The sequence below is a fragment of the Leadbettera azotonutricia ZAS-9 genome (assembly GCF_000214355.1).
Taxonomy (GTDB): Bacteria; Spirochaetota; Spirochaetia; order Treponematales; family Breznakiellaceae; genus Leadbettera; species Leadbettera azotonutricia.
In genome coordinates, this window is the sequence record NC_015577.1 from 3,781,099 (window position 1) to 3,805,194 (window position 24,096).

Below are 24,096 nucleotides of genomic sequence, written 5' to 3' on the forward strand. Positions count from 1 at the left end.
AATGATCTTTTATACGAATTACAGGCATATTTCTTTTATTATTCCGCTTAATTACCATATCCAAGCTCCAGAGGGTGTATACATTTGGCAATATTATGTACCATACAGAATAGCAGCCATTGAATGTTAACCTTTCCCTTTGAACGCAGGCTAAAGCGGTTCATGCCTTTGCAATACGTAATATCCGCAAAGACCGGCTCTATTATCTGCATCCTCCGGGAATATAGTTCCCGGTAGGCAGGATCGTCTATCTTATTCCGCATCTTGTCACTAAGATTTTCAATATTCTTTGAAGCAGGGAGATATAATGTCCGCATATGGGTTTTGCCTCCGCGGGAAGCGACACACCGTGAAAGAAACTTACAATACTTGCAATCACCGGGGGAAGCCTGATACTTGTCCCCGCTATTCCGGTTTAGTTTTACAAAGCCTTTGTATATAAGTACTTTTTTATTAGGACAAATAAAGGTATTGTTTTCTTTGTTATAGGTAAAATCATGGGCAGTGAACCGATTCACTTTATGACCTTTGCGATTATCAAAATAGGGATCCCGCCTGCGGAATTGCTGGTCCGGGATAAGCACGTTGATATTTCGTTTTTTTGCCTCCTGTAAATTATTCTCGGAAAAAAATCCCGTGTCTCCTGTAACAAGTGATTTTTTGAGGGGTTCTTCTTTCCCCGTCACTGTCCGCATATTCTCTTCAAGGGAATCAAGCATTTGGGGAAAATGCTGGCTCTCACTCCCTGAACCGAATGCTTCTGCCGAAACTATGATTTGATGAGCTGAATCAGCTATGGCGATGCCATTATATCCCTGAATATAGCCGTGGGAACTTTTAATCCGCGCACTCTCGCCGTCAGTGATATTTGACTGCACTTCCCCTGCAGAACTGCCTATGCGTTTTTCCGCTGTTTTAAGGAAGGCATCCAGTTTGGCTATTTTCCTTTCTATACGGTCTATATGCCGCTGTCTCCTTTCCTCGTCATCCCCCATGGTCTTTTTAAAGGGTTTTTGTATCTTCTTTGCCGATTCGCTTTTATCCAGTTCTTTATGCTGTTCTATTATCCTGGAAGCTAATTTTTGAAGATCTGTCCTTTTCTTTTTAAGTTCCCCAATACTGCCGGACCATTCACGGGAAGCATTGGAAGGTAATTTGCAGCCGTCTATGGCGAACATTTCTCCATTTATTAACCCTAATTGGCTACACTGGATAAGTATTTGTGTAAATAAGTCTTTTATTGCATCGCTATTTGAGGAAATAAAATGGGCGATAGTATCATGATCCGGTTCAGCATCAGAGGCAAGGGCTTTAATTACCACATTAGTTTTGGCAGCCTGCTCAATAGGACGGGAGGTGATAATTCCCCTTGAATAACAATAGAAGATTATTTTTAATAAAACAGAGGGATTATAAGCCGGCGCTCCCTTTTCATCATTGTTATATGCAAGACAGAATAATGAAAGGTCTGTTCTATCAATTAAATAATCCAGGGTCCACTCAAAGGAACCGGGAAGCAGCTGGTCTTTGAGATTAACATTGAGAAATAAGCCCTGGGAAGGGTCTTGGTATTTATATCGTGCCATAATAATTGAATTATATCACGAAGATTAAATCTGGTCGATCCTTTTTTAAGTAAAATTATTTTTTTGTTACAATACTTCTTTTTATATTAATCCGACAGTCTCAACAGATTGTATACGCTTCGTCGCTGCGCTCCTCGGCCTTCACAAAACCCCAGTCGGCGCAGTAGCGCCTTTGTGGGGTTTTGTTCCGGCAAAGTTTGCCAGCCCTGGTCTTGCTTCGCAAGCCCTTATCCGGGCTGGCAAACCTTCGTATACAATCAATACGTCTATGAGAAAAGTCAAGCAGGAATTTGATAATTTTCTTGAAAAACGATATTATTCCTTTCAAGAAGCTTTTTGTATTCCAGCATCTTTTTACCGTGAAGCCGTGGATTTATATAGCGGTGGTATTCATTCTTCTTAAGCACCTGATATATCTCGGTAAATACCCTCCGGCATAAAGCCATGCGAACAACTCCTTTCTTCTTGTAAGCACTAAGCCTCCCATACCAGGCGTTTAATTTCTTGTTCGAATCCCTGAAATGGTTAAGCGACTGGGAAAGCAGCGTGATTGACAGCTTCCTCCCCGCCTTGTTGGTGGATTTAATAATCGTGTGCTCATTGGAACTTTCCACCCTGGGGGCGCTTCTCAGGTAGGAAGCGAATTTCTTTGAGTTCTTAAAACGGGAAACATCGATAATATCGGCAATGATGGCAAGGGCGGTAATTACGCTTAGGCCGGACAGGGAGGAGAGAATATCAATCTCCTTCATGAAAGGCGCCCCGGCTATCTTGATCCGTTCTTCAAGAATGCCAAACGAGGATTCAAGCCGCTCCAGAGAGTCCATCCAGAAATTAATCTGGAAGGAAAGGATCTGGTCCTGGGAAATGGAACAGATGGCTTTCCGTGTTTTCTTCCCGAAGATGTATTCCTTGGTAAAAGGATACAGGTTCTCTTTTAGGAGTGAATGTATGCGGTTTTTGGTTTGGGTAATCTGCTTCCTGATAATCCTGTAGCTTGCAAAGAGGGAACGCAAGTCGCTGATCGCCTTGGAGGGATCGTAACGCCGACGATAAGCTTTTCCCCGCCCAAAACCTGGAGCTTGAGCATCCTGGCCAATTTGTCYGCGTCAACCTTGTCCGTCTTTTTYTCCGACAGATTGATGTTTTTAAGCTGATAGGTYTTGGCTATAATGACTTCCTGGACCGCGTGCCGAAACAGCTTCGCGAAGGCAAAGGTGTTTATGGTCGCTTCAATAAGGACAATGGTATCCTTGGTCAAAGTCTTGTAGAACCCCTTCAGATCCTCCGGACTGAGCTCGAAAGTCCGCATGGTTTTCTCCTTGCTGTCCTCATTGAGATAACAGCAGGTGAACCGGTTGGTGTGCAAATCAATCCCTACAAATTGCATAAAACCCTCCAGCTAAATAAAATCAAGATTCGGAAGAAAAACGGCACATTGCCAAACGTCTATACGGGGTAATAATGTGATTAGGACTATTCCCCAAAAAGCGATGCGGTCGCCGGCTGTTATTCGTTAGTACGGGGTCAAGRTTCCTTGCCTCAGTTCTGGCTACAACCAGCAATCGTTCTTACCGAATTGCCTTTATTATACCAGRTTCCYCATCTTCTTTCATCATAGCTTCGTTAGACGAAATGGGGCTAATTTTTTTTAACGAAAAGATATTGACAAAATTTTTTTGGTCAATATAAAATAACTAAAATAAATGGGGGATTAAGATGGCAAATGAAAATCCTGGTTGCTTTTCGGGCTTTCGGTTTGGCTGTGGACTTATTTTCGGTATAATTATAGTCATCATTATACTTATAACTGTATTTGCAGGCGGATTTTGAAAATGTTAAAAAAAACGGTGTTTTGTATATTTTGCCTTTCTGTAATATCGTTAGGTATATTTGCTCAAAATGACGATGATTCACAAAATAATGAAAATCAGGGTGTTACTGTAGAAATCGCAAAAGAAGCATGGGGATTATATGTCCAATATAGAAGGCTAACAAATGAAGTTAAAAATTATTGGGAAAATGAAATTGAAACGGGTTTAAGAGATGGTAAATATACAAATAACATTAGGCTTTCTCAATATCAACGTATCAAAAATATTTTTGATAGACTGCTGACATCTCAATACCTTAGGAGAGATGTGAATAAATATAATTGGAGAATTTATTTACAAAACACGAATTCGTTAAACGCATTTGCGGCTATAGACGGTATCATAATAATAAATAAGGGGATAGTCGATTTTTGTCAAAATGATGATGAATTAGCCATCATTATTGGACATGAGATAGCTCATATGACAGAAGATCATGTAAAGAAACAATTGGGGGCAAGGATCGTTAAAGAACCAATTATAGAGCACATATCATCATTTATAGCACAACGGAAAAATAAAAGATTAAATACAGAAGAAATTTCAGACAAAGAAATTTCTGATAAAGAAATGTTTCAATTAGTCTTTGGTTTGGCAGGAGAATTGGCATTATTAAAATATAGTAGATCGCAGGAAGAGAAAGCCGATGAGGAAGGAGCAAAATTTGCTGCCAGTGTAGGTTATGATACGGAAAAAGGATATGATTTATGGTCTAGGATGGCATTAAATTCTAGTAATGGATGGTCAAATTTTTTGAGTACCCACCCAAATTCTGATCATAGAGCAAAAGAGTTTCTTAATGGTAATTATAAAAGAAAATATTATCGAGCATATACCGGTGAATAATATGTTACTGTAGTACGCCCCACTTCGCTTAACCAGGCTGCAGAAAAAGCCCCTTTTTGACAAAAAGGAATTTACAAAAATAAAAAGCCATGATAAAATGGTAAATCATGGCAAGATATAAAAAAACAAATAAAGAGCAGGGGCTCTTTACAGCAGTAAACTTAAAAGATCAAATAGTTCCGGGAACATTTGAGCATACGTTGCAGGAATTATTTGATAAAAAGATAGATCTTGGTATATTCGACCGAAAGTATAACAACGATGAAACCGGGGCGGGTGCAATTGAGCCCCGTATTCTACTGAAAATTGTCCTCTATAGCTATTCATTAGGGGTAATCACTTCACGAAAGATAGCGAAAATGTGCCATGACAACATGGTAGTTAAGGCCTTGGCAGAAGATGCGGAACCCCATTACACTACAATTTCAAATTTTATATCGGGAATGAGCGGAGAGATTGAAAAACTATTCACCGAAGTGCTTATGGTATGCTCTGAAATGGGATTGATAAAAGGGAAAATGTTTGCCATAGACGGCTGCCGACTTCCTTCGAATGCGGCAAAGGAATGGTCAGGGATAAAAAAGGAATTAAAGAAAAAATATGACAAAATAAAGGCGATGTGCGAAAAGATAGTGGAAGAACATAAAAACAAGGACCGGATATCGGCAAAGGAACAGGAAAGGGAAGAAGAGAAGTTGGAACGGCTGGAAGCGGCGGCTTCTCGGATACGAAACTTTATATTAACCCAGGAAGAACGGAAAGGAGCCGGGGGAGAGACGGTAAAATCGAATATAACCGATAATGAAAGCGGGAAAATAAAAGGGCCCCACGGTTATATACAAGGGTATAACGGGCTTGCGGTAGCGGACAGCAAGAATCAGGTAATAATAGCCGCTGACGCGAACGGAAGCGCAGCGGAAGGACAATATTTTGTCCGTATAAAGACAAATGCATACGGAGCAAAAAGAAAAACTACAGGACATTATATATACCGGTGAGAGAATATGAAAGAAACCTTTCACAGGAAATGCGGGAAAAGATAGACAAGAAAGAATACCGGAAGATATACAGCAAGAGGATGCAAATAATCGAACCGGTATTTGCGGATATTACGTATTGCAAAGGGATGGACAGGTTTACGATGAGGAGTAAAGCGAAAGTAGACATACAGTGGAAACTATATTGCATAATGCATAACATAGGCAAATTCCAGCAGGCAAAAGGGAAGAAAAATGCGGTATAAGGAAGATAACAGGAAGAAAAAAGCGAATAAAATGTCTTATTTGAATATTCGTTTCAAAGTTCTGAATAATAATATGATTATAAATCAATACGAGTAAAAAAATACTATTTAGGTTTTAATTCAGATGATAAAAGCAAGGTTTTTCAGCAGTCTCAACCAGACTGCAGAAAAAGCCCTTTTTTGGCAAAAAGGAATTTACAAAAATAAAAAGCCATGATAGAATAGCAAATCATGGCAAGATATAAAAAAACAAATAAAGAGCAGGGGCTCTTTATAGGTATTCGTCCGACAACTTCAACAGGTCTGTGCAAGTTTTTTCACCTTAGTCTGCAAAAATATGGACGTGTCCGAATTTTTGTGTAAATGGCAATGAATTATTTAGAACGGAACCCGTTCATTGCCAAAAATAATAGCGAATTGGTTGAGCGCCATCCCCCAATCCCGTACCGGCATTGTCCATTTCTCTGACGCATTCCTAATTGCCAAATACAATATCTTAAATATAGCATCATCGTTCGGAAATGTCGAGCGGTTTTTTGTGACTTTTCGCAGCTGGTAATTTAATGACTCAATTGCATTTGTCGTGTAAATTGCCTTGCGGATTTCAGGCGGGTATTTAAAGAACTCGCTTAAGTCATCCCAGTGGGTATCCCAGGACTGGTATATCATCGGGTACTTGGCATCCCATATCTTGCCGAATTCTTCCAGTGCGTCACGGCCGGCTTCCTCGGTGGCTGCCGAATATATGGCCTTAAGATCGGCACAGATTTTTTTCAGGTCTTTCCAGGAAACAAACTTGGTGGAATTACGCACCATGTGGACAATGCACAATTGGATACGGGTCTTGGGAAATACTGCCCGAACCGCTTCGGGACGTGTCCGAATTTTTGTGTAAATGGCAATGAATTATTTAGAACGGAACCCGTTCATTGCCAAAAATAATAGCGAATTGGTTGAGCGCCATCCCCCAATCCCGTACCGGCATTGTCCATTTCTCTGACGCATTCCTAATTGCCAAATACAATATCTTAAATATAGCATCATCGTTCGGAAATGTCGAGCGGTTTTTTGTGACTTTTCGCAGCTGGTAATTTAATGACTCAATTGCATTTGTCGTGTAAATTGCCTTGCGGATTTCAGGCGGGTATTTAAAGAACTCGCTTAAGTCATCCCAGTGGGTATCCCAGGACTGGTATATCATCGGGTACTTGGCATCCCATATCTTGCCGAATTCTTCCAGTGCGTCACGGCCGGCTTCCTCGGTGGCTGCCGAATATATGGCCTTAAGATCGGCACAGATTTTTTTCAGGTCTTTCCAGGAAACAAACTTGGTGGAATTACGCACCATGTGGACAATGCACAATTGGATACGGGTCTTGGGAAATACTGCCCGAACCGCTTCGGGGAAACCGGTAAGGCCGTCCATGCAAGCGATGAGTATGTCTTCCACTCCCCGGTTCTTTATTTCGTTCAGGACGCCCATCCAGAACTTAGCCCCTTCGTTCTCCGCTATCCAAAGGCCCAATACCTCCTTCTGACCCTCGAAATTCACTCCCAGAGCCACATAGACGCTCTTGGTACAGCTTTTCCCGTCCTGTTTGGTCTTGACCCTCAGGGCGTCCAAATACACGATGGCATAAGATTTTTCCAGCTGCCGATTCTGCCACTCCTTCACTTCTTCCATCACCGCTGCAGTGACACGGCTTATCAATTCAGGGGAGACTTCCACGTTATATATTTTTTCCAGGTGTGATTTAATATCCCGGTCGGTCATCCCAAAGGAATACATCGAAATAACCTGGTCGTTAAATATAGGGAGCCGTCTTTGGTGTTTCGCCAGTATCTTGGGTTCGAACGTTCCATTGCGGTCCCGTGGTACCTGTATCACTGCACTCTGATTCTCTGTCAGGACTGTCTTTTCACTGTACCCGTTTCGGCTGTCCCCCGAATTGTCCCCGGCGTTGGAATTCTTTTCATACCCCAAATGCTCGTCCATTTCAGCATTCATGACACGGCTTAGCAGCTTCCCTGTCAGATGCTTTAATAATCCTTCCTGTCCAAGGATTTCTTCCTGGGTCATTCCTTTAAGGTCTATCTGATCGAGTATTTGGTCGATCAGATCCTTCTCTTTCAGTTTTCGTGTACTGGCCATTTTGTCTCCTTGGTATTTCTACCATATTTTGGCCATTTACACAAACTTCAGGACAGGCCCCCGCTTCGGGGAAACCGGTAAGGCCGTCCATGCAAGCGATGAGTATGTCTTCCACTCCCCGGTTCTTTATTTCGTTCAGGACGCCCATCCAGAACTTAGCCCCTTCGTTCTCCGCTATCCAAAGGCCCAATACCTCCTTCTGACCCTCGAAATTCACTCCCAGAGCCACATAGACGCTCTTGGTACAGCTTTTCCCGTCCTGTTTGGTCTTGACCCTCAGGGCGTCCAAATACACGATGGCATAAGATTTTTCCAGCTGCCGATTCTGCCACTCCTTCACTTCTTCCATCACCGCTGCAGTGACACGGCTTATCAATTCAGGGGAGACTTCCACGTTATATATTTTTTCCAGGTGTGATTTAATATCCCGGTCGGTCATCCCAAAGGAATACATCGAAATAACCTGGTCGTTAAATATAGGGAGCCGTCTTTGGTGTTTCGCCAGTATCTTGGGTTCGAACGTTCCATTGCGGTCCCGTGGTACCTGTATCACTGCACTCTGATTCTCTGTCAGGACTGTCTTTTCACTGTACCCGTTTCGGCTGTCCCCCGAATTGTCCCCGGCGTTGGAATTCTTTTCATACCCCAAATGCTCGTCCATTTCAGCATTCATGACACGGCTTAGCAGCTTCCCTGTCAGATGCTTTAATAATCCTTCCTGTCCAAGGATTTCTTCCTGGGTCATTCCTTTAAGGTCTATCTGATCGAGTATTTGGTCGATCAGATCCTTCTCTTTCAGTTTTCGTGTACTGGCCATTTTGTCTCCTTGGTATTTCTACCATATTTTGGCCATTTACACAAACTTCAGGACAGGCCCCCGCTTCGGGGAAACCGGTAAGGCCGTCCATGCAAGCGATGAGTATGTCTTCCACTCCCCGGTTCTTTATTTCGTTCAGGACGCCCATCCAGAACTTAGCCCCTTCGTTCTCCGCTATCCAAAGGCCCAATACCTCCTTCTGACCCTCGAAATTCACTCCCAGAGCCACATAGACGCTCTTGGTACAGCTTTTCCCGTCCTGTTTGGTCTTGACCCTCAGGGCGTCCAAATACACGATGGCATAAGATTTTTCCAGCTGCCGATTCTGCCACTCCTTCACTTCTTCCATCACCGCTGCAGTGACACGGCTTATCAATTCAGGGGAGACTTCCACGTTATATATTTTTTCCAGGTGTGATTTAATATCCCGGTCGGTCATCCCAAAGGAATACATCGAAATAACCTGGTCGTTAAATATAGGGAGCCGTCTTTGGTGTTTCGCCAGTATCTTGGGTTCGAACGTTCCATTGCGGTCCCGTGGTACCTGTATCACTGCACTCTGATTCTCTGTCAGGACTGTCTTTTCACTGTACCCGTTTCGGCTGTCCCCCGAATTGTCCCCGGCGTTGGAATTCTTTTCATACCCCAAATGCTCGTCCATTTCAGCATTCATGACACGGCTTAGCAGCTTCCCTGTCAGATGCTTTAATAATCCTTCCTGTCCAAGGATTTCTTCCTGGGTCATTCCTTTAAGGTCTATCTGATCGAGTATTTGGTCGATCAGATCCTTCTCTTTCAGTTTTCGTGTACTGGCCATTTTGTCTCCTTGGTATTTCTACCATATTTTGGCCATTTACACAAACTTCAGGACAGGCCCAAAAATATACCATTAAATGAACCAATTGACAAAATTTATACGTTATTATATGCTTTACTCATGGCGAATTTGTTAAAAAAAGAGCATATTGGGGAAAAACTCGGTATCTCTTTAGCTACTGTTAATAATTGGATAAAAACACAGGTTATTCCCCCTCCTGATATTCTGGATCATTATAGTCAAAGTACATTTGTATCTATCATAAATGGAATAAAAGATGAACCATCGCGTTTAAATTCTCGGGCTAATAGGTCATTATTAGAAAAAAAATAATATATGTTATCTAGGAATAACAGAAAAATCACGAAAGATAATGTTAAATAACTTAGTAACAGAATTTGAAATGTCAGGATTGTCGTTAAACGATGGTGTATTAGCATTGGTATTAACAATCTTACGAGCAAATAAAATAATAAATAATAATTGGCAAATAAATATGGACACGCCTCTTGATTCATTTTTGTCGGCATGGATAATGGAAAGTAAAAATCCTGCTTTAGTTAAATCACTCTATTCAGAATATGAAATAATCAATCAAAATGACGATATTCTAGGAGCATTTTATCAATCTATTCAAAGCATTTCTCAAAAATCAACGCTTGGATCATATTATACTCCATCTGAATTATTAAGCGGAATAAATATACCCAAGAATAAAACCATTCTCGACCCGTGTTGTGGTAGTGGCGGTATATTGATTAGAGTATTAACAAAAGCACATGATCCTTCAAAAATATTTGCACGGGATATCGATGAAATAGCTTTAAAAATATGTTTTATAAACCTTGTTCTGTTTTTTGATAATAAAAATATATTGCCAAATATACTGAAACAAGATATAGCGCTTGTTGATTCAGACAATTTATTTAATCAAAAACTAAAAGAAGATTTTGACGTTATTGTTACTAATCCACCATGGGGCAGCAAATGGACAAAGTCTCAAAAAGAATATCTCCTAAAATTGTACCCGGAAATTGAAACAAATGAAATATTTAGTATTGCTCTATATAATGCAATAGGTATGCTAAAAAATAATGGGGAATTATATTTCTTTCTTCCGCATAGTTTCTTAAATGTAGCGGCACATCACAATATTAGAAATTATATCTTAAAGAAAAACAATAAGCTGTCAATTAAATTACTTGGCAACGCTTTTAAGGGTGTTTTATCCGAAAGTATTTTATTCCATATTGAGACTGAAAGGGCAGATGAGAATATACATGTTGAGGATAAGGATAATAACATATATCAATTGTCAAAAAAAAGTATCACTTCACCTGATTACATTATCAGTGCAAATATTAAGACTCGAGATTTTCTCTTAATAAATAAAATATATAATACTCCTCATGTTAATTTGAAAAAAGACACGTCATTTGCTCTCGGTGTTGTTACGGGAAATAATGCAAAACATATATTACAAAATCCTACCGAACAAACAGAGCCAATATTTCGTGGTAAGGATATACAAAAGTATTACTATGAATTGCCACAATGTTATATTGTATTTAATCCCGGCGCTTATCAACAAATTGCACCAATTGAATATTATCGACAAAAAAAAATAGCATATCGATTTATTAGTGATACATTGATTTGTACGCTTGATTGTAGTAATGCTCTTGTTTTGAATAGCGCTAATATTTTTATTTCCGTCAATTACCCCATGGAAACAATTGTAGGTTTATTTAATAGTGATATATATTCATTTATTTTCAAAAAGAAATTTCATTCTTGCAAGGTTTTAAAATCGCATTTACAAGATATGCCATTACCAATTCTAACCACAAATGAACATAAAAATATTTATGATATGTATCAAAAAATGATTCTTGAAGAAGAAAACATGCAAACATTTCAGGAAAGTATAGATAAAATTATTTGTAATTATTTTTCGCTAGATAATAAGCAGTATGTCTACATTAAAGAAGAAATCTAAATGGAAACACTTGAAAAAGAACTTGATACGTTGATTGACAAATTGAATAATTCAATCAATTTTAGGATGGAATTGGAAAATATTAGTTCTGTATATCCTTTTAGTAAATATGAATATATCATATCAACATTGCTTTCGAAAAATGTATTGTCTTTTGATGACTATTTAGAACTGCGCGATACCTATATCAATAGAAATTTATACCTATATCTTTTTGAAATGGCACCTCGTACTTTTGGAGATACTTGGGGACTAAGCCATCTAATGTCATTAGAACCATGCTTGCAGAGGCCCAATAAAAAAATCGATCCTACCTATCAACTTGAATATGACTTATATTTACCTTGTCCCAACGGAAATATTAAAGTTGAAGTAAAAGCATCGCGTGCCCAAGATAGAGACAAGGCTGATGAGCCGATGATTGTTAAGGCTTTTTCTTCAAAATCAAAAGGTAATTTTTTGATGAATTTTCAACAATTGAAGCCTTCCTGTTGTGATGTTTTTATATGGATTGCAGCATATCGTGACAGTATTAAATATTGGGTTTTAAAGAATAGTGTTATACAAAAGCATCATGATTTTACACCACAACATCGGAATGAAAACACATCAAAGAGAGAAAAAGATTATGATAAAGCGGAGATATATGAGGGTCAAATAATGATAACAAATGCAAATATTAGTTCCATTAAAGAATATATGGTTAACAGCAGAGGTATAAGACAGGCAGTTATTGAACAGTTTGAAGCATAATATAAAAGGAAAAAACCAGCACATAACCAGGTTGCAGAAAAAGCCCCTTTTTGACAAAAAGGAATTTACAAAAATAAAAAGCCATGATAAAATAGTAAATCATGGCAAGATATAAAGTCCGCATATGCGTTTTACCCCCAGGGGATGCCTGATACTTATCTCCGCTATTCCGGTTGAGCTTAACAAATCCTTTATATATAAGTATTTTTTTATTTGGACAGAGGAAAGTATTATTTTCTTTGTTGTAGGTAAAATCCCGAACAGTAAACCGGTTCACTCCATGGCCTTTCCGGTTGTCGAAACAAGGATCCCGTTTGCGGAATTGCTGGTCCGGGATAAGTACCTCAATATTCCGCTTCGCCGCTTCCTGTAAATTATTTTCAGAGAAATAGCCGGCATCTCCGGTGACCAACGCTTTTTGAGCGGTTCTTCTTTACCGGTTACCATCCGCATATTTTCATTAAGGGAATCAAGCATTGAAGGAAAATGCTGGCTCTCACTCCCGGAGCCGAAGGCTTCTACAGAAACAATGATTTGACTGGCAGAATCAGCTATTAAAAAAAAATAGAGAAGATAGCAGACAAACCGGTGGCTGCCATGAGCGGCAAAGAAAGGTGGGCCTGTTATTTCCGTTATTTTGCGGATAAGACCAGGAAAGACCTGCAAATACAGGAAATGAGACAAATGCTCAAGGATATGGGGCTATTCAAAGGTTAGGAATTGACGCAAAAGTCCGGGTCATATAGTTTAAGGATATCCATAGGGCTTATTGTTATGGCTTTGATCTTTATGGTATCCTTCTGTGGATGTCAGAAAAAGATATACCCTTAACAGAAATGCTCGCCCGGTATGGGCCGGCCAATTCCGCCGAGGCGGAAAAAGCCGCTGCGTTTATCGCCGGGGAAATCGAAAGCAAAAAACGTAAAATCATCGTCCTCGACGACGATCCCACGGGGGTACAAACTGTCCATGGGGTCAGTGTGTACACAGGCTGGGACGCTTCAAGCATCGAAGCGGGGTTTGACGAGCCCGGCGTCCTGTTTTTCATCCTTACCAATTCCCGGAGCATGGGCTCCGCTGAAACCGCAAAGGTTCATAGTGAAATTGGCCAAACCATAGCAAAAATTGCCAAAAAGAAAGGCCGTGAATTTATACTTATCAGCCGTTCTGATTCTACCCTGAGGGGCCACTATCCCCTGGAAACCCAAACTCTCAAAGATGCGATAGAGGCTGAATGCCATTCCGACAATCCAAATTTTTGTTTTGACGGCGAAATCATCTGTCCTTTTTTTATTGAGGGGGGGCGCTATACTGCGGGGAACATCCACTATGTCAAGACCGGTGACGTCTTGGTTCCTGCAGCCCAAACCGAGTTCGCCGGGGATAAAACTTTCGGTTATCATCATTCTGATTTGACCGAGTGGGTGGAAGAAATGACCGGGAGCGATTTCTCCCCCGGCGTCTTTCCTGCGGCAAAGGTGACAGCCGTTTCCATTGAGGATATAAGGCAGACAGGGGCAGAGAAGGTGACGGCCCTCCTTATGGGGGTAAAAGATTTCGGTAAAGTGGTTGTAAACGCCCTGGATTACAGTGATATCAGGATCTTCTGCGCCGCACTTTATCAGGCTTTGGATAATGGTAAACACTTTATCATACGGTCTGCGGCAGCAATTCCCAAAGTTCTCGGTAATATCGGCGAGAAACCCCTTCTTAATAAGAATGATTTGCTTGATACGGGAAACAAGCGGGGCGGCCTTGTGGTCATAGGTTCTCATGTAAAAAAAACCACACGCCAGCTTGAACTGCTTTTGGAAAATAAAAACATCAGCGCCATCGAATTCAATACCCATCTTGTATTGGACGATGAAAAATTTAACGAAGAAATAAACCGGGTGCAAAAACTCTGCAATGATTCTATCGAAGCCGGGCGTACGACAGCGGTATTCACCTGCAGAAACCGTTTTGATCTTAACACCGGGAAAAAGGAAGATGAACTCCGGGTAGCGGTAAAAATAGCAAATGCGGTAACAAGCTTTGTTACGAATCTTCCGGGAAGGCCCCGGTTCATCATCTCCAAGGGCGGTATCACTTCAAGTGAAATTGGTACCAAAGCCCTGAAAGTGAAAAAAGCCCTTGTTTTGGGACAGGTTTTGCCCGGCATACCTGTCTGGCTTACAGGCGCCGAAAGCCGTTTTCCCAAAACTCCCTACATTATCTTTCCGGGAAACGTGGGAGAAGAAGACAGCCTTAAAAAAATAGTAGAAATGCTGCTATAAGGAAAAGAAATGATTAAAATTGTTGGTTTTATTGGGCTTGGGGTAATGGGTCATAATATGGCCCTCAATTTGGCGCAAAAGATGCCTGCCGGGGTTAAGCTGATTGTCTTTGATGTTGACAAGGCAAAAACAGAAGCCCTGGTAAAGGCTGCCGAAACCAGGGGTGCTGCTGCCGCAGGCGCTTCAAGTATTACGGATATGGGTTCCACGGATTTGATTTTCCTTTCTTTGCCAAATTCTTCCATAGTGCAGAATGTAATTACAAGTCTTTCTCCCATTCTTAAATCCGGAAGCATAATTGCCGATACTTCCACTACTGAAGTAACGGTAGTAAAAGTTTTAGCCCTGGAACTTGAAAAAATGGGAATCGACTTTGCCGATACTCCGGTTTCGGGGGGCGAGAAGGCGGCTATTGACGGGACCCTTTCGTTCATGGCAGGGGCAAAAGAAGAGGTCTTTGCTGAAATAAAACCTTTTTGCAGTACTATGGCCGCTTCGGTGGTTCACATGGGCGGGGTAGGAACCGGCCAGACTGCTAAAGCAGTAAACCAGATGATAGTCGGGGCAGCCTTCGCGGTTATTGCCGAGTCTTTCAGCCTTGGTGCAAGAAGCGGTCTCGATCCTAAAATACTCTACGAAGCCATAAAAGGCGGCTGGGCAGGTTCAAAAGTGCTTGATGTAGCAGCAAAAGACATGCTTTCCCGGGATTTTAAGCCCGGAGGTACTGTGGACATACACTGGAAAGATCTTGGCTATGCCCTGAATCTTTCAAAGGATACAGACACCCCGGTTCCGGTAACTGCTCTGGTTCATGAAATTTTCAAAGCCTCAAGAGCCCATGGGGACGGTAAAAAATCCCAGCCTGCAATAGTGAAACTTTGGGAATCCCTCCTCAATCAGGAAGTTAAGTAAAATGGTCCCCTTTTACTGCGGATTTATAGGAACTTATACCCAGAGTTCAAATTCCAAATCCGAGGGGATCTATTCATTTACTTTGGATGCAAAAACCGGAGAAGTAGAAGATCTGCATCTTGCAGCCAGAGCGGATAATCCTTCATGGCTCTCCCTGCATCCTGCCGGCCAGTGTCTTTATGTCGTAAACGAATTGGACGATTTCAACGGAAAAGAGAAGGGCGGCGCGGTTTCTGTCTACAGTATTAAAAATGACGGGAGCCTTGATTTTATCAATCAGAAGACCACCCAAGGAAAGTCCCCCTGCCATCTGGCAATCAACAGCGGAGCTTCTTATGCTATAGCTGCCAATTACTACAGCGGCAGCATTACCGTCTTTCCCCTGGCTCATAACGGCGCCATAAACGATCCGTGCCAGATTATTCAATTCAGCGGAAAAGGTCCGAACTCTCTCCGTCAGGAAGCCCCTCATGCCCATTCTTTCCTCTTTGACAAAACCTGCGCTTTTGGTTTAGCCATGGATCTTGGTACCGATCGTGTAATGGCTTATCAATTCAGCAGCAATACTGCCGAACCTTTAAAACCTGCCGATGTCCCCTGGTATAATTCACTCCCCGGGTCAGGGCCGCGGCATGGGATTTTCAATCCCCGGGGAACCTGCGTTTACATAGTCAATGAGATCGATTCAACACTAAATGTTTTAAAATATAATTCTATTGATGGAAGCGTTATTAACATTCAAACCATTTCCTGCCTGCCTGAAAATTGTAAAACCCAAAGTACCTGTGCGGCAGTAAAGATAAGTCCTGATGGAAATTTTGTTTATGTCTCCAATAGGGGACATGACAGTATTACTGTTTTTAAAGTTAAGCGCGATGATACTCTTGATTTTATTGACGCTATTTCCTCGGGGGGAAGAACCCCAAGGGACTTCGGTATAACTCCCAACGGGAATTATCTTCTTGCCCTGAATCAGGATTCAGACAATCTTGTGGTTTTCCACAGGGATGAAACTTCAGGTTGTATTGAAAAGAAACGGGAATACCCTGTTCCTGCTCCGGTTTGCGTTATTTTTCGTTAACCGGGAAAAATATTAGGTTAACGGAGGTTATATGAGTTTACCTAAAACAATGAAAGCTCTGGTTTCTTACGGCCAGACGGATTATCGTTTCGTACCGGATTACCCGGTTCCCGAATGCGGAAGCGATGATATCATCATCAAAACCGAGGGCTGCGGCATCTGCGCCGGAGACTTAAAATGCCGGCATGGAGCCGCCATGTTCTGGGGTGATGATATACAGCCCGGCTACGCCAGGCCTCCCTTTGTTCCGGGCCATGAATTCCTCGGCGTCATTGCCGCCATGGGAAGCAATGTCAAGGGTTACGCTTTGGGCGAACGTATTACCGCGGATCAAATCGTACCCTGCGGCGAATGTATGTTCTGTAAAAGCGGTAAATACTGGATGTGCCAGGTGCATAATGTATTTGGTTTCAGAAAAGAACTGCCCGGCGGTATGGCGGAGTATGTGAAGTACCCCAAAAATGCAGTGATTCACCGGGTTCCCCAGGACATGCCTCTGGAACAAGCCCTCCTGATAGAACCATATTCCTGTTCGAAACACGCGGTGGACAGGGGCAATATTCAGTGCGATGAAGTCGTTGTCATATCAGGCGCCGGTACACTTGGCCTTGGCATGGTAGCCTATGCGGCCATGAAAAGGCCCAAAGCCCTCGTCTCCCTCGACATAAGCGATCAGCGTCTTGCAAAGGCGAAGGAATTCGGCGCAACCCACATCTTTAACCCATCCAAAGTCGATTTAATGGAGGAAATTTTAAAACTCACCAATGGTTATGGCTGCGATGTGTATATCGAAGCCACGGGGCATCCTTCAAGCGTAATTCAGGGCCTTAAGATAATCAGAAAACTCGGAAAATTCGTGGAGTTTTCGGTCTTCGGCGCGCCTACAACCGTGGATTGGACCATCATAGGGGATACCAAAGAACTTGACATTATGGGCGCCCACCTCAGTCCCTATTGTTTCCCCTTTGTAATTGAGAACATCAGTAAAGGGAATCTTAAAACAAACGGCGTGGTCTCAAATATCTTTAAAATTGAGGAATGGGAAAAAGCCTTTGAATATGCAGCCGGAACCCATGGGGATTTTAAGGTCGCTTTCGCCTTTTAATTTCCCCTCAATTGCGGTATAAAAAAGCCCAGTATGGCGAAGATAAGTTTGCCTATGGGAAGTATGGTAATCCCTGCATAGTTTTGAATAATCAGAATGATAAAGAGCAGGGGAGTACCAATCTTCATGATGCTCCGCTCAGTCTCGGGCCTTAAATTGAGGCCCGAGAAAAAGATATGGCTCCCATCCAGAGGCGGAATGGGTAAAAGGTTAAAAACAAAAAGCCCCAGGTTGATTACCGCCGCCTGCAGAATGATCATAATTACCCGATAAAAAGTTTCCGACTGGAGAAATACAAAAAGCGCATCACTGTTCATGGAATCATAGGAATATTCAAGAAGGGCCCTGTACCCCTTGATGGTAAAAATAAAAATCAGAGCCAGCAGAAGATTTGAAAGAGGTCCTGCGGCAGCGATAAGAGCCTTGTCCCGCCTGGGATGGCTCAAATTATCCGGCGAAAACTGCACCGGCTTTGCCCAGCCGAAACCCGCAAATATGATAAAAAGAAAACCGATAGGGTCTATGTGCCTGAGCGGGTTAAACGTAAGCCGTCCCTGATCCTTTGCCGTATAATCCCCCAGCTTGTAAGCCGCCCAGGCGTGGCTGAATTCATGCACCGTAAGACCAATCAGGATGCCCGGAAGGGAATTGAGTATATTCTGCCAGTTCATGTATTGCTCCGGTTTTTTATCAGCACTTCGTTTACCTTGCCCCGGCCATCGGCATCTGAATTTATTGTTCGTTTTGCCAAAACAGCGATGATTTCAAAAGAAGGGTTCTGATATAATTCCCTGATAAAAGGCGTATCCGAATTGCTTAACAAGCATTGAATACCCTGTTTTGTCAGATTCAAGAAAGTATCCCTTAGCCTTATTTGTTCATCCTCATTAAATCCGTCAGCCTGGTATCCGGTAAAATTGGTTTTATCCGGGCTGTGATAGGGAGGGTCAAAATAGACAAAAGATTCTTTATTGATGTTCTTAACCGCATCTTCAAAATCACCGCTGGTGATGGTAATTTCATTTGCGGCGAGATAGTTATGAACGGCACGCAATACTGGCTCCTCGCAAATTGCAGGATTTTTATACCTGCCATAGGGAACATTAAACAATCCTTGCGAATTGACCCTATAGAGTCCATTATAACAAGTTTTATTAAGATAAATAAGCCGGGCAGCCCTTTTAATTTCACTCAAGGTATTAAATTCTGTTTTGTCTCTGTCTGTTGCCCGAATCTCATAATAATATGCCTCATTGGTTTTTTCTTTATGAATTTGCAATTCCTGAATAAGTTCTTCTATATGATCTTTTATAACCCTGTACGTCAAGATAAGCTCAGTATTAAAATCATTGATCACTGCTTTTTGGGGCTGCAAGTCAAATAGTACTGCGCCTGCGCCGACAAAAGGTTCATAATAGGTGAGGCTGTTTATATTTTGAGGGAGATGTTTTTTTATTTCAGACAATAATTGCCTTTTCCCACCGGCCCATTTTAGGTAAGGCTTTATCGGTAGGTTTTTTCCGGCCATATCAGCTCCAAACTGCGTAGATCTAAGCATTTTTCAAAGAAAAACTGCAGACATGGGTGCAGTTTTATATCTCTTTTTCATGCAGTAATCCTGCCTGTGTATTTCCTCACAAACCCCGAAGGCCTGTAAGTCATTTTGGCCTGCCGCAAACCCTCGCTGCCTAAATCCTGCTCACGGTTTATATAAGTAAAATATTCGGGCAGAGAAGCGGCAAAAGCCTGGTTAATGAACTGATAGATACCCTTGTATTCATCCAAGCCTTTTTCAAAATGAATAGTGAAGATCCTGCCCCTGGCAATGGGCTCGCCCATGCACCAGCCAACAGGTTTTCCTTCTATATAATAAATGGCGCCTTTGAGGTTGAGCTCCGCAAAAAGCTCCAGAGCTTCCCGGCCAGCAACATAGTCACCATCGTCGCCCCTGGTTTGCTTCCATTTTTCAAGCACCTCAAAGGTATCGGGGATTAATTCCGGCGTGAGGATCTTTTCTTCATGCCGGGGGTACAGCGTAAGGAACTGGCTAACGAGGTTCCGCTTCTTGTGGAACTTCTTGCCTGCAAGCTCGGCGAGATCCGTTCTGGGGTAGAGATAATCGAAATTGTCACGATCCTCGGTGATGGAAAGCCCCCAGGCTTCAAGGCGCTCCCTCACTGGTATAAGCACCGAGTCGGATATATTCTTCCAGAAGTCATGGGTCTTAAGAAGCTCCTCCAATATGCCTTTGCCTGGGGCCGCGCAGGGAGTCATAAAAAAAGGACGGGCGGTTTCACCTTCGCCGTGGGGGGGCTGAATGCCCGATATTATGAAGGTTTTATCCTCGATTTTAGAAACCCTGTAACTGTAACGCTTCCTGAACAGGTAGAGGCCCGCAAAGGTGAATTCCGAGACCCCGTCAGGGGTAAGGGAAAGCTTCGGGTGCATCTCATTTTTCAATTCCATGGTGAGGGGCACAAATTCAGGAAAACATGGTATGGACATGTATACAGTATAGAAAACTTTGCCCAGGGGGGCAATAAGCAATGTTGAAAAAACTTCCCTTTTGGATCATACTTTTTATATGAATACCGCCATCATCAATGAAGACAAAAAGATTTTTACCCAGCTCACAACAAGCCGTTTTCTAAAATATGTGGGCTTTAACACCACGAGCGATCGCCACGAAGAGGCCACCCCCTCGACACCGGGCCAGTGGGATTTAGCGAAGTATCTTGTGGAAGAGCTAAAAGGCTTGGGCCTCAAAGATATAGAGCTGACGGATCACTGCTATGTGATCGCCCGGCTTCCCGCAAGCCCCGGCAAAGAATCCATTCCCGCAGTGGGATTTCTCGCGCACCTTGATACTTCAAGCGAAGTCTCAGGGGAGAACATAAAAGCCCAGGTAATAGAAAACTACGATGGCAAGCCCATAATTCTTGGAGCCGGCCTTTCCCTCGATCCTGCAGCCGATGCCGATCTTGCGGCCCAAAAAAGCAAAGCCCTGATCCACACCGACGGCAGTACCCTCCTCGGGGGCGATGACAAGGCAGGCATTGCGGCAATTATGGGCGCCGTTGAATATCTCTTGAAGCATCCGGAAATTTCCCACGGAACTGTTGAACTTATTTTTACTCCTGACGAAGAAACCGGCAAAGGGCTCCCCGAATTTCCCCTCGCAACGCTCAAGTCCAAAGCCTGCTTTACCCTTGACGGCGGCCCAATAGGTGAACTTGAGATTGAGTGCTTCAATGCCTGGGGCGCCAATATCAAATTTACCGGCAAATCCATGCACCTTGGGACGGCCAGGGGCATCATGGCGAACGCCGCCAGCATGGCTGCCTCTTTCGCCGCCATGCTCCCCCGTTCCGAAAGTCCCGAAGCCACCGATGCCTATTACGGCTATTACTGCCCTCTTGAAATTCACGGGGATATCGAAAACGCTGTCCTCGAAGTATTCATCCGCGACTTTGACAGCAAAGGCGCAGAGAGGCGGGTCGCTGCCCTCGACGTATTTGCCCGGGCTGTAGAATCCCAATTTTCCGGCGGCAAAGTAAGCGTACAGGCCAAGGCCCAGTATTTTAATATGAAGGAAAAGATAAATGAAAAACCCGAAATCCTGGAAAAATTGAAAACCGCCTTCAATAATCTGGGCATAGAGATCCATCAAAAACCCATACGCGGCGGCACCGATGGCTCACGCCTTACCGAACTCGGCATACCCACCCCGAATATTTTTACCGGCGGGCGCAATGCCCACAGCCGCCTTGAGTGGGTTTCTATCCCTGAAATGGCTGCAGCCTGTCAATTAACAGCAGAACTTATACGTCTTTGGGGAAATAATTAAATTATACTTGCATGTGATATAAGAGTAGTTTATACTAGCTTATGGAAACATTAGCCACTGCATTCAGAGAGCAAATCAAGCAGGTAGTGAGCCTGTCAAAATCTTCCACTCTTATTACTGAACATAACGTATATCAGCAGGGGGCGGATAACATACTCCCCTTTTTGGATCAAATGGTGGATAGCCTGATCCTCCCCGGATCAGGAGTGGACGGCATGGCCCATCTTGAAGATCTCCTTTCAAAAGCCCGGTCGGGAAAGTCCTGCCTGCTCCTTTTGGAGCATTACAGTAATATGGATCTTTCGCTTTTTTCTTCATTGGTAAGAAAAGAAGGCGGCCATGGGGAAGAAATAGCAAAAGCTGTGGTCGCCATAGCCGGCATGAAGCTTAACGAAGAAAACCCTGTCGTATCTGCCTTTGCAAGCGCTTATACCAGGATTGTAATTTATCCCAGCCGTTCGTTCCAGGGCCTTGATGCTGAAAAAGACAAAGCTGAAATTATCCGCAGCAATGCAATTAACCGGGCTGCCATGAAATCCCTCATGAGCGTAAAGGTGGACGGCAAACTTATTCTGCTGTTCCCATCCGGAACCCGTTACCGCCCCTGGGATCCAAACACCAAGCGCGGCGTTAGGGAAATCGATTCCTATATTAAATCTTTTGATTATATGTGCCTTGTAGCCATAAACGGGCAAGTCCTCCATGTAGCCGAGGGCGATATGCTGGACGATTATCTTACCCCCGATCTTATTCGCCTTACTGCCGGGCCTGTACTGGATTGTTCTGAATTCCGTGAAAAGATCCGCGCTGAAGTTGAAGCACGAAAAACCGAAAACACCGAAGCAATTGAGGATAAAAAGCAAGCCGTGGCGGATGCCATTATGGCTTTGCTGGAAGAAATGCATATCAAGGCAGAGCCGGAGCGCTTGGCACTGCTTAAATGAAAAAGGTTGCCCTGATAGCTATTTTTATCTCTTCCTGAAGCATTTTCATTCTATCTCATCTTGGCAAGGCCGCTGGAAATATCGTAACAGTAATCACCCAGCTTCTCGATGCGCCGCACCAGGTCTATGAACAGCAATTCTGTCTTAACGTCTTTGCCTGCCTCGATGCGCTTGCGGCTCAGCTTGCGGAGACGGTCCCGGGCCTGGTCTATGGCGTCTTCGAGTTCCCGGGCCTGGTGGGCCTGCTCGGCAGTGAGGCTGCGGCCAAGGTGCTCGCGCACCAGAGTGAGGAAATCTTCAACCTGTTTGACGTAGGGGACGAGGGCTTCCATCTCCTTGCCCTTGATAAGCTGGTTTTTCTTGACGCTGCGATCCAGAAGGTACACAAGCCCGCAGCAGTCATCGGTCATGTCTTCGAGATCCGCGATAACCCGGAGCAGCAGGGTTACCCTCCTGCCCGAGCGGGGGTTAATTTGCTCCCTGGTGCAGGCGATGAGAAAGGCTGTGAGGGTTTCGCGCATTTCGTCGGCATAGGCTTCCTTTACCTTCATCTCGTCCATGAGAACGTTGACCAGGGTATCCTTGTCCTCGGTTTCGGGCAGGGCTTTGAGGCCCTCGCTGAAGGAGGCGTACATGGAAGAAGCAATGCCTGCCATATCGCGGATTTCTTTTTCTGCCCGCAGGATGCTCAGTTCCGGCGTATCCTGGATTGAAGCAGCACGGTATACAAAATGGTAATGGTCCGGCACAGCCGCTTCTTTTTGGGGATCGTCCTTTATGATGAATTTTACCAACACTGCGAATTGCGTTACAAAGGGGATGAACACAATGGTACACCCTATATTGAACACCGAGTGGAACATTGCGAGGTGGGAAGTTATCCCCTCGCCTGATGAAGATCCGGGGGTGATAAAATCAACAAAAGTCAAAAGGGGCTTAAAGAATAGCAGTGCCAAAATACTGCCCACCACATTGAAAAGCACGTGCACCAAAGCGGTTTGCTTGGCTGCGGTTTTGGCTCCGAAGGCTGCCAAAATTGCGTCGATGGTAGTGCCTATATTGGCGCCCAGGATCAGGGCCGCGGACATCTCGAAATTTATGATTTGCCTAAAGGCCAGGGTAATCACCAGGGTGAGGGTTGCGGCGGAAGAGTGCATCAGAAGGGTGACCACTGTCCCTATGGCTACGCTTAACAGTATCGAGCCCATCCCATAACCGGAAAGTTTGCTGATAAAGATAACTGAATCGGAGCTTATGGAAGGGAGGGAGGTATTAAGGAATTCGAGGCCCAGGAAGATGAAGCCGAAGCCAAGAAAAGCCTCGCCCCAGGCTTGGTGCTTCCACTTGATGATACGGGCAATAAAACCTATGCCTATGGCGGGCAGCGCCAGGGAGGCGATATCAAACTTGAAGCCAATGAGGGACACGATCCAGCCTGTGGTGGTGGTACCTATATTGGCGCCCATGATGACCCCAATGGACTGGGTCAGGGTAAGGAGGCCGGCGTTCACAAAGGACACCAGCATGACCGTGGTCGCCGAAGATGACTGTACCAGGGTTGTCACGATAAACCCCGTAAAAACCGCCATAAAACGGTTCCTGGTCATAAAGTTAAGGACTTGCTGCATGCGGTCGCCGGCAGCCTGCTGGACGCCATCGCTCATCACCTTCATTCCATAGAGGAAGAGGCACAAACCGCCGACTAAATGAAACAGAATGCCGATTACCTGCATATACTCTCCTGGCAGCCAAGTACGGTAAAATTATAAGTTTTTCAGGAAAAATTCCAGCCCCTTCATATTTGGCCTTTCTCTTTTTCTGAAAAAGAGCTATTATGCCTCGTA

20 protein-coding genes and 4 pseudogenes are annotated in these 24,096 nt (G+C 43.6%); 12 read left to right on the forward strand and 12 right to left on the reverse strand.

All coding sequences use genetic code 11. The features are described from left to right. Positions 1-47: 47 nt before the first annotated feature. The 3 genes from TREAZ_RS16795 to TREAZ_RS18585 form a co-directional block, all read right to left on the reverse strand. A complete protein-coding gene (locus TREAZ_RS16795; protein WP_015711452.1) occupies positions 48-1,586 on the reverse strand; it encodes an IS1182 family transposase in 1,539 nt (512 codons plus the stop codon). Positions 1,587-1,864: 278 nt separating this feature from the next. After that, positions 1,865-2,602: a transposase gene (locus TREAZ_RS16800; RefSeq protein ID WP_245535061.1), complete on the reverse strand. Its 738-nt coding sequence runs from the start codon at positions 2,600-2,602 to the stop codon at positions 1,865-1,867. Further along, positions 2,524-2,976 carry an IS110 family transposase gene (locus tag TREAZ_RS18585; RefSeq protein ID WP_245535062.1) on the reverse strand — a complete coding sequence of 151 codons (453 nt, stop codon included), beginning with the start codon at positions 2,974-2,976 and terminating at the stop codon, positions 2,524-2,526. Before TREAZ_RS18585 ends, TREAZ_RS16800 begins: the two co-directional genes overlap by 79 nt. Before the next feature lie 445 nt (positions 2,977-3,421). Between TREAZ_RS18585 and TREAZ_RS16805 the strand changes: the two genes are divergently transcribed. The 3 genes from TREAZ_RS16805 (at position 3,422) to TREAZ_RS16815 (ending at position 5,549) form a co-directional block, all read left to right on the forward strand. After that, positions 3,422-4,306 (forward strand): M48 family metalloprotease, encoded by an 885-nt coding sequence (locus TREAZ_RS16805; protein WP_015713101.1) that lies wholly within the window; start codon positions 3,422-3,424, stop codon positions 4,304-4,306. A 107-nt stretch (positions 4,307-4,413) separates the two neighbouring features. Further along, on the forward strand, positions 4,414-5,304 hold the full coding sequence (locus TREAZ_RS16810) for a transposase (RefSeq protein ID WP_052297713.1): 891 nt from the start codon (positions 4,414-4,416) through the stop codon (positions 5,302-5,304). Then, the gene (locus tag TREAZ_RS16815) at positions 5,295-5,549 is read left to right on the forward strand and encodes a transposase (RefSeq protein ID WP_245535135.1); all 255 of its coding nucleotides are present in this window, start codon (positions 5,295-5,297) and stop codon (positions 5,547-5,549) included. Before TREAZ_RS16810 ends, TREAZ_RS16815 begins: the two co-directional genes overlap by 10 nt. Before the next feature lie 378 nt (positions 5,550-5,927). On the opposite strand, the pseudogene TREAZ_RS16820 reads toward TREAZ_RS16815, so the two are convergent. From TREAZ_RS16820 to TREAZ_RS16835, 4 genes and pseudogenes are all read right to left on the reverse strand, one after another. Then, positions 5,928-6,422, reverse strand: a pseudogene (locus tag TREAZ_RS16820) (IS256 family transposase); the annotation flags it as partial. 37 nt (positions 6,423-6,459) lie between these two features. Next, positions 6,460-7,701: an IS256 family transposase gene (locus TREAZ_RS16825; RefSeq protein ID WP_015709764.1), complete on the reverse strand. Its 1,242-nt coding sequence runs from the start codon at positions 7,699-7,701 to the stop codon at positions 6,460-6,462. A 61-nt stretch (positions 7,702-7,762) separates the two neighbouring features. Then, positions 7,763-8,518: pseudogene (locus tag TREAZ_RS16830) on the reverse strand (IS256 family transposase); the annotation flags it as partial. Between the two features lie 61 nt (positions 8,519-8,579). After that, positions 8,580-9,335, reverse strand: a pseudogene (locus tag TREAZ_RS16835) (IS256 family transposase); the annotation flags it as partial. 120 nt (positions 9,336-9,455) lie between these two features. Here TREAZ_RS16835 and TREAZ_RS18155 point away from each other — a divergent pair. The 3 genes from TREAZ_RS18155 to TREAZ_RS16845 are packed head-to-tail and all read left to right on the forward strand — an operon-like array spanning position 9,456 to position 12,087. Beyond that, positions 9,456-9,668: a hypothetical protein gene (locus tag TREAZ_RS18155; RefSeq protein ID WP_015713107.1), complete on the forward strand. Its 213-nt coding sequence runs from the start codon at positions 9,456-9,458 to the stop codon at positions 9,666-9,668. A 40-nt stretch (positions 9,669-9,708) separates the two neighbouring features. Then, complete coding sequence (locus TREAZ_RS16840; protein ID WP_043923173.1) at positions 9,709-11,334, forward strand: N-6 DNA methylase family protein; 1,626 nt, start codon at positions 9,709-9,711, stop codon at positions 11,332-11,334. Next, positions 11,335-12,087 (forward strand): hypothetical protein, encoded by a 753-nt coding sequence (locus tag TREAZ_RS16845; protein ID WP_015713109.1) that lies wholly within the window; start codon positions 11,335-11,337, stop codon positions 12,085-12,087. 106 nt (positions 12,088-12,193) lie between these two features. Here TREAZ_RS16845 and TREAZ_RS18815 read toward each other — a convergent pair. Then, a pseudogene (locus tag TREAZ_RS18815) lies at positions 12,194-12,642 on the reverse strand (transposase); the annotation flags it as partial. 251 nt (positions 12,643-12,893) lie between these two features. Between TREAZ_RS18815 and TREAZ_RS16860 the strand changes: the two are divergent. From TREAZ_RS16860 to TREAZ_RS16875, 4 genes are read left to right on the forward strand one after another with little or no spacing between them, the layout of a single operon-like run. Then, complete coding sequence (locus tag TREAZ_RS16860; RefSeq protein ID WP_015713113.1) at positions 12,894-14,363, forward strand: four-carbon acid sugar kinase family protein; 1,470 nt, start codon at positions 12,894-12,896, stop codon at positions 14,361-14,363. Between the two features lie 9 nt (positions 14,364-14,372). Beyond that, positions 14,373-15,275 (forward strand): NAD(P)-dependent oxidoreductase, encoded by a 903-nt coding sequence (locus tag TREAZ_RS16865; RefSeq protein WP_015713114.1) that lies wholly within the window; start codon positions 14,373-14,375, stop codon positions 15,273-15,275. 1 nt (position 15,276) lies between these two features. Further along, complete coding sequence (locus TREAZ_RS16870; RefSeq protein ID WP_015713115.1) at positions 15,277-16,356, forward strand: lactonase family protein; 1,080 nt, start codon at positions 15,277-15,279, stop codon at positions 16,354-16,356. A gap of 31 nt (positions 16,357-16,387) precedes the next feature. Next, positions 16,388-17,461, forward strand: coding sequence for an erythritol/L-threitol dehydrogenase (locus TREAZ_RS16875; protein WP_015713116.1), 1,074 nt, complete (start codon positions 16,388-16,390; stop codon positions 17,459-17,461). Here the strand turns inward: TREAZ_RS16875 and TREAZ_RS16880 are convergent. The 3 genes from TREAZ_RS16880 to TREAZ_RS16890 form a co-directional block, all read right to left on the reverse strand. Then, complete coding sequence (locus TREAZ_RS16880; RefSeq protein ID WP_015713117.1) at positions 17,458-18,132, reverse strand: site-2 protease family protein; 675 nt, start codon at positions 18,130-18,132, stop codon at positions 17,458-17,460. The two genes, TREAZ_RS16875 and TREAZ_RS16880, sit on opposite strands and share 4 nt — an antisense overlap. Beyond that, positions 18,129-18,989: a DNA adenine methylase gene (locus tag TREAZ_RS16885; protein ID WP_015713118.1), complete on the reverse strand. Its 861-nt coding sequence runs from the start codon at positions 18,987-18,989 to the stop codon at positions 18,129-18,131. The genes TREAZ_RS16880 and TREAZ_RS16885 overlap by 4 nt, the downstream gene beginning before the upstream one ends. A gap of 77 nt (positions 18,990-19,066) precedes the next feature. Then, entirely contained in the window at positions 19,067-19,966 is a 900-nt protein-coding gene (locus TREAZ_RS16890; RefSeq protein WP_043923613.1) for a DUF2156 domain-containing protein, read from the reverse strand. A 79-nt stretch (positions 19,967-20,045) separates the two neighbouring features. Here TREAZ_RS16890 and pepT point away from each other — a divergent pair, with 79 nt between their 5' ends. Then, on the forward strand, positions 20,046-21,308 hold the full coding sequence (gene pepT / locus TREAZ_RS16895) for a peptidase T (protein ID WP_043923614.1): 1,263 nt from the start codon (positions 20,046-20,048) through the stop codon (positions 21,306-21,308). Between the two features lie 41 nt (positions 21,309-21,349). Then, on the forward strand, positions 21,350-22,252 hold the full coding sequence (locus TREAZ_RS16900; protein WP_015713121.1) for a 1-acyl-sn-glycerol-3-phosphate acyltransferase: 903 nt from the start codon (positions 21,350-21,352) through the stop codon (positions 22,250-22,252). A gap of 50 nt (positions 22,253-22,302) precedes the next feature. Here TREAZ_RS16900 and TREAZ_RS16905 read toward each other — a convergent pair whose 3' ends face one another. Next, positions 22,303-23,985: a Na/Pi cotransporter family protein gene (locus TREAZ_RS16905; RefSeq protein WP_015713122.1), complete on the reverse strand. Its 1,683-nt coding sequence runs from the start codon at positions 23,983-23,985 to the stop codon at positions 22,303-22,305. Positions 23,986-24,096: the final 111 nt, after the last annotated feature.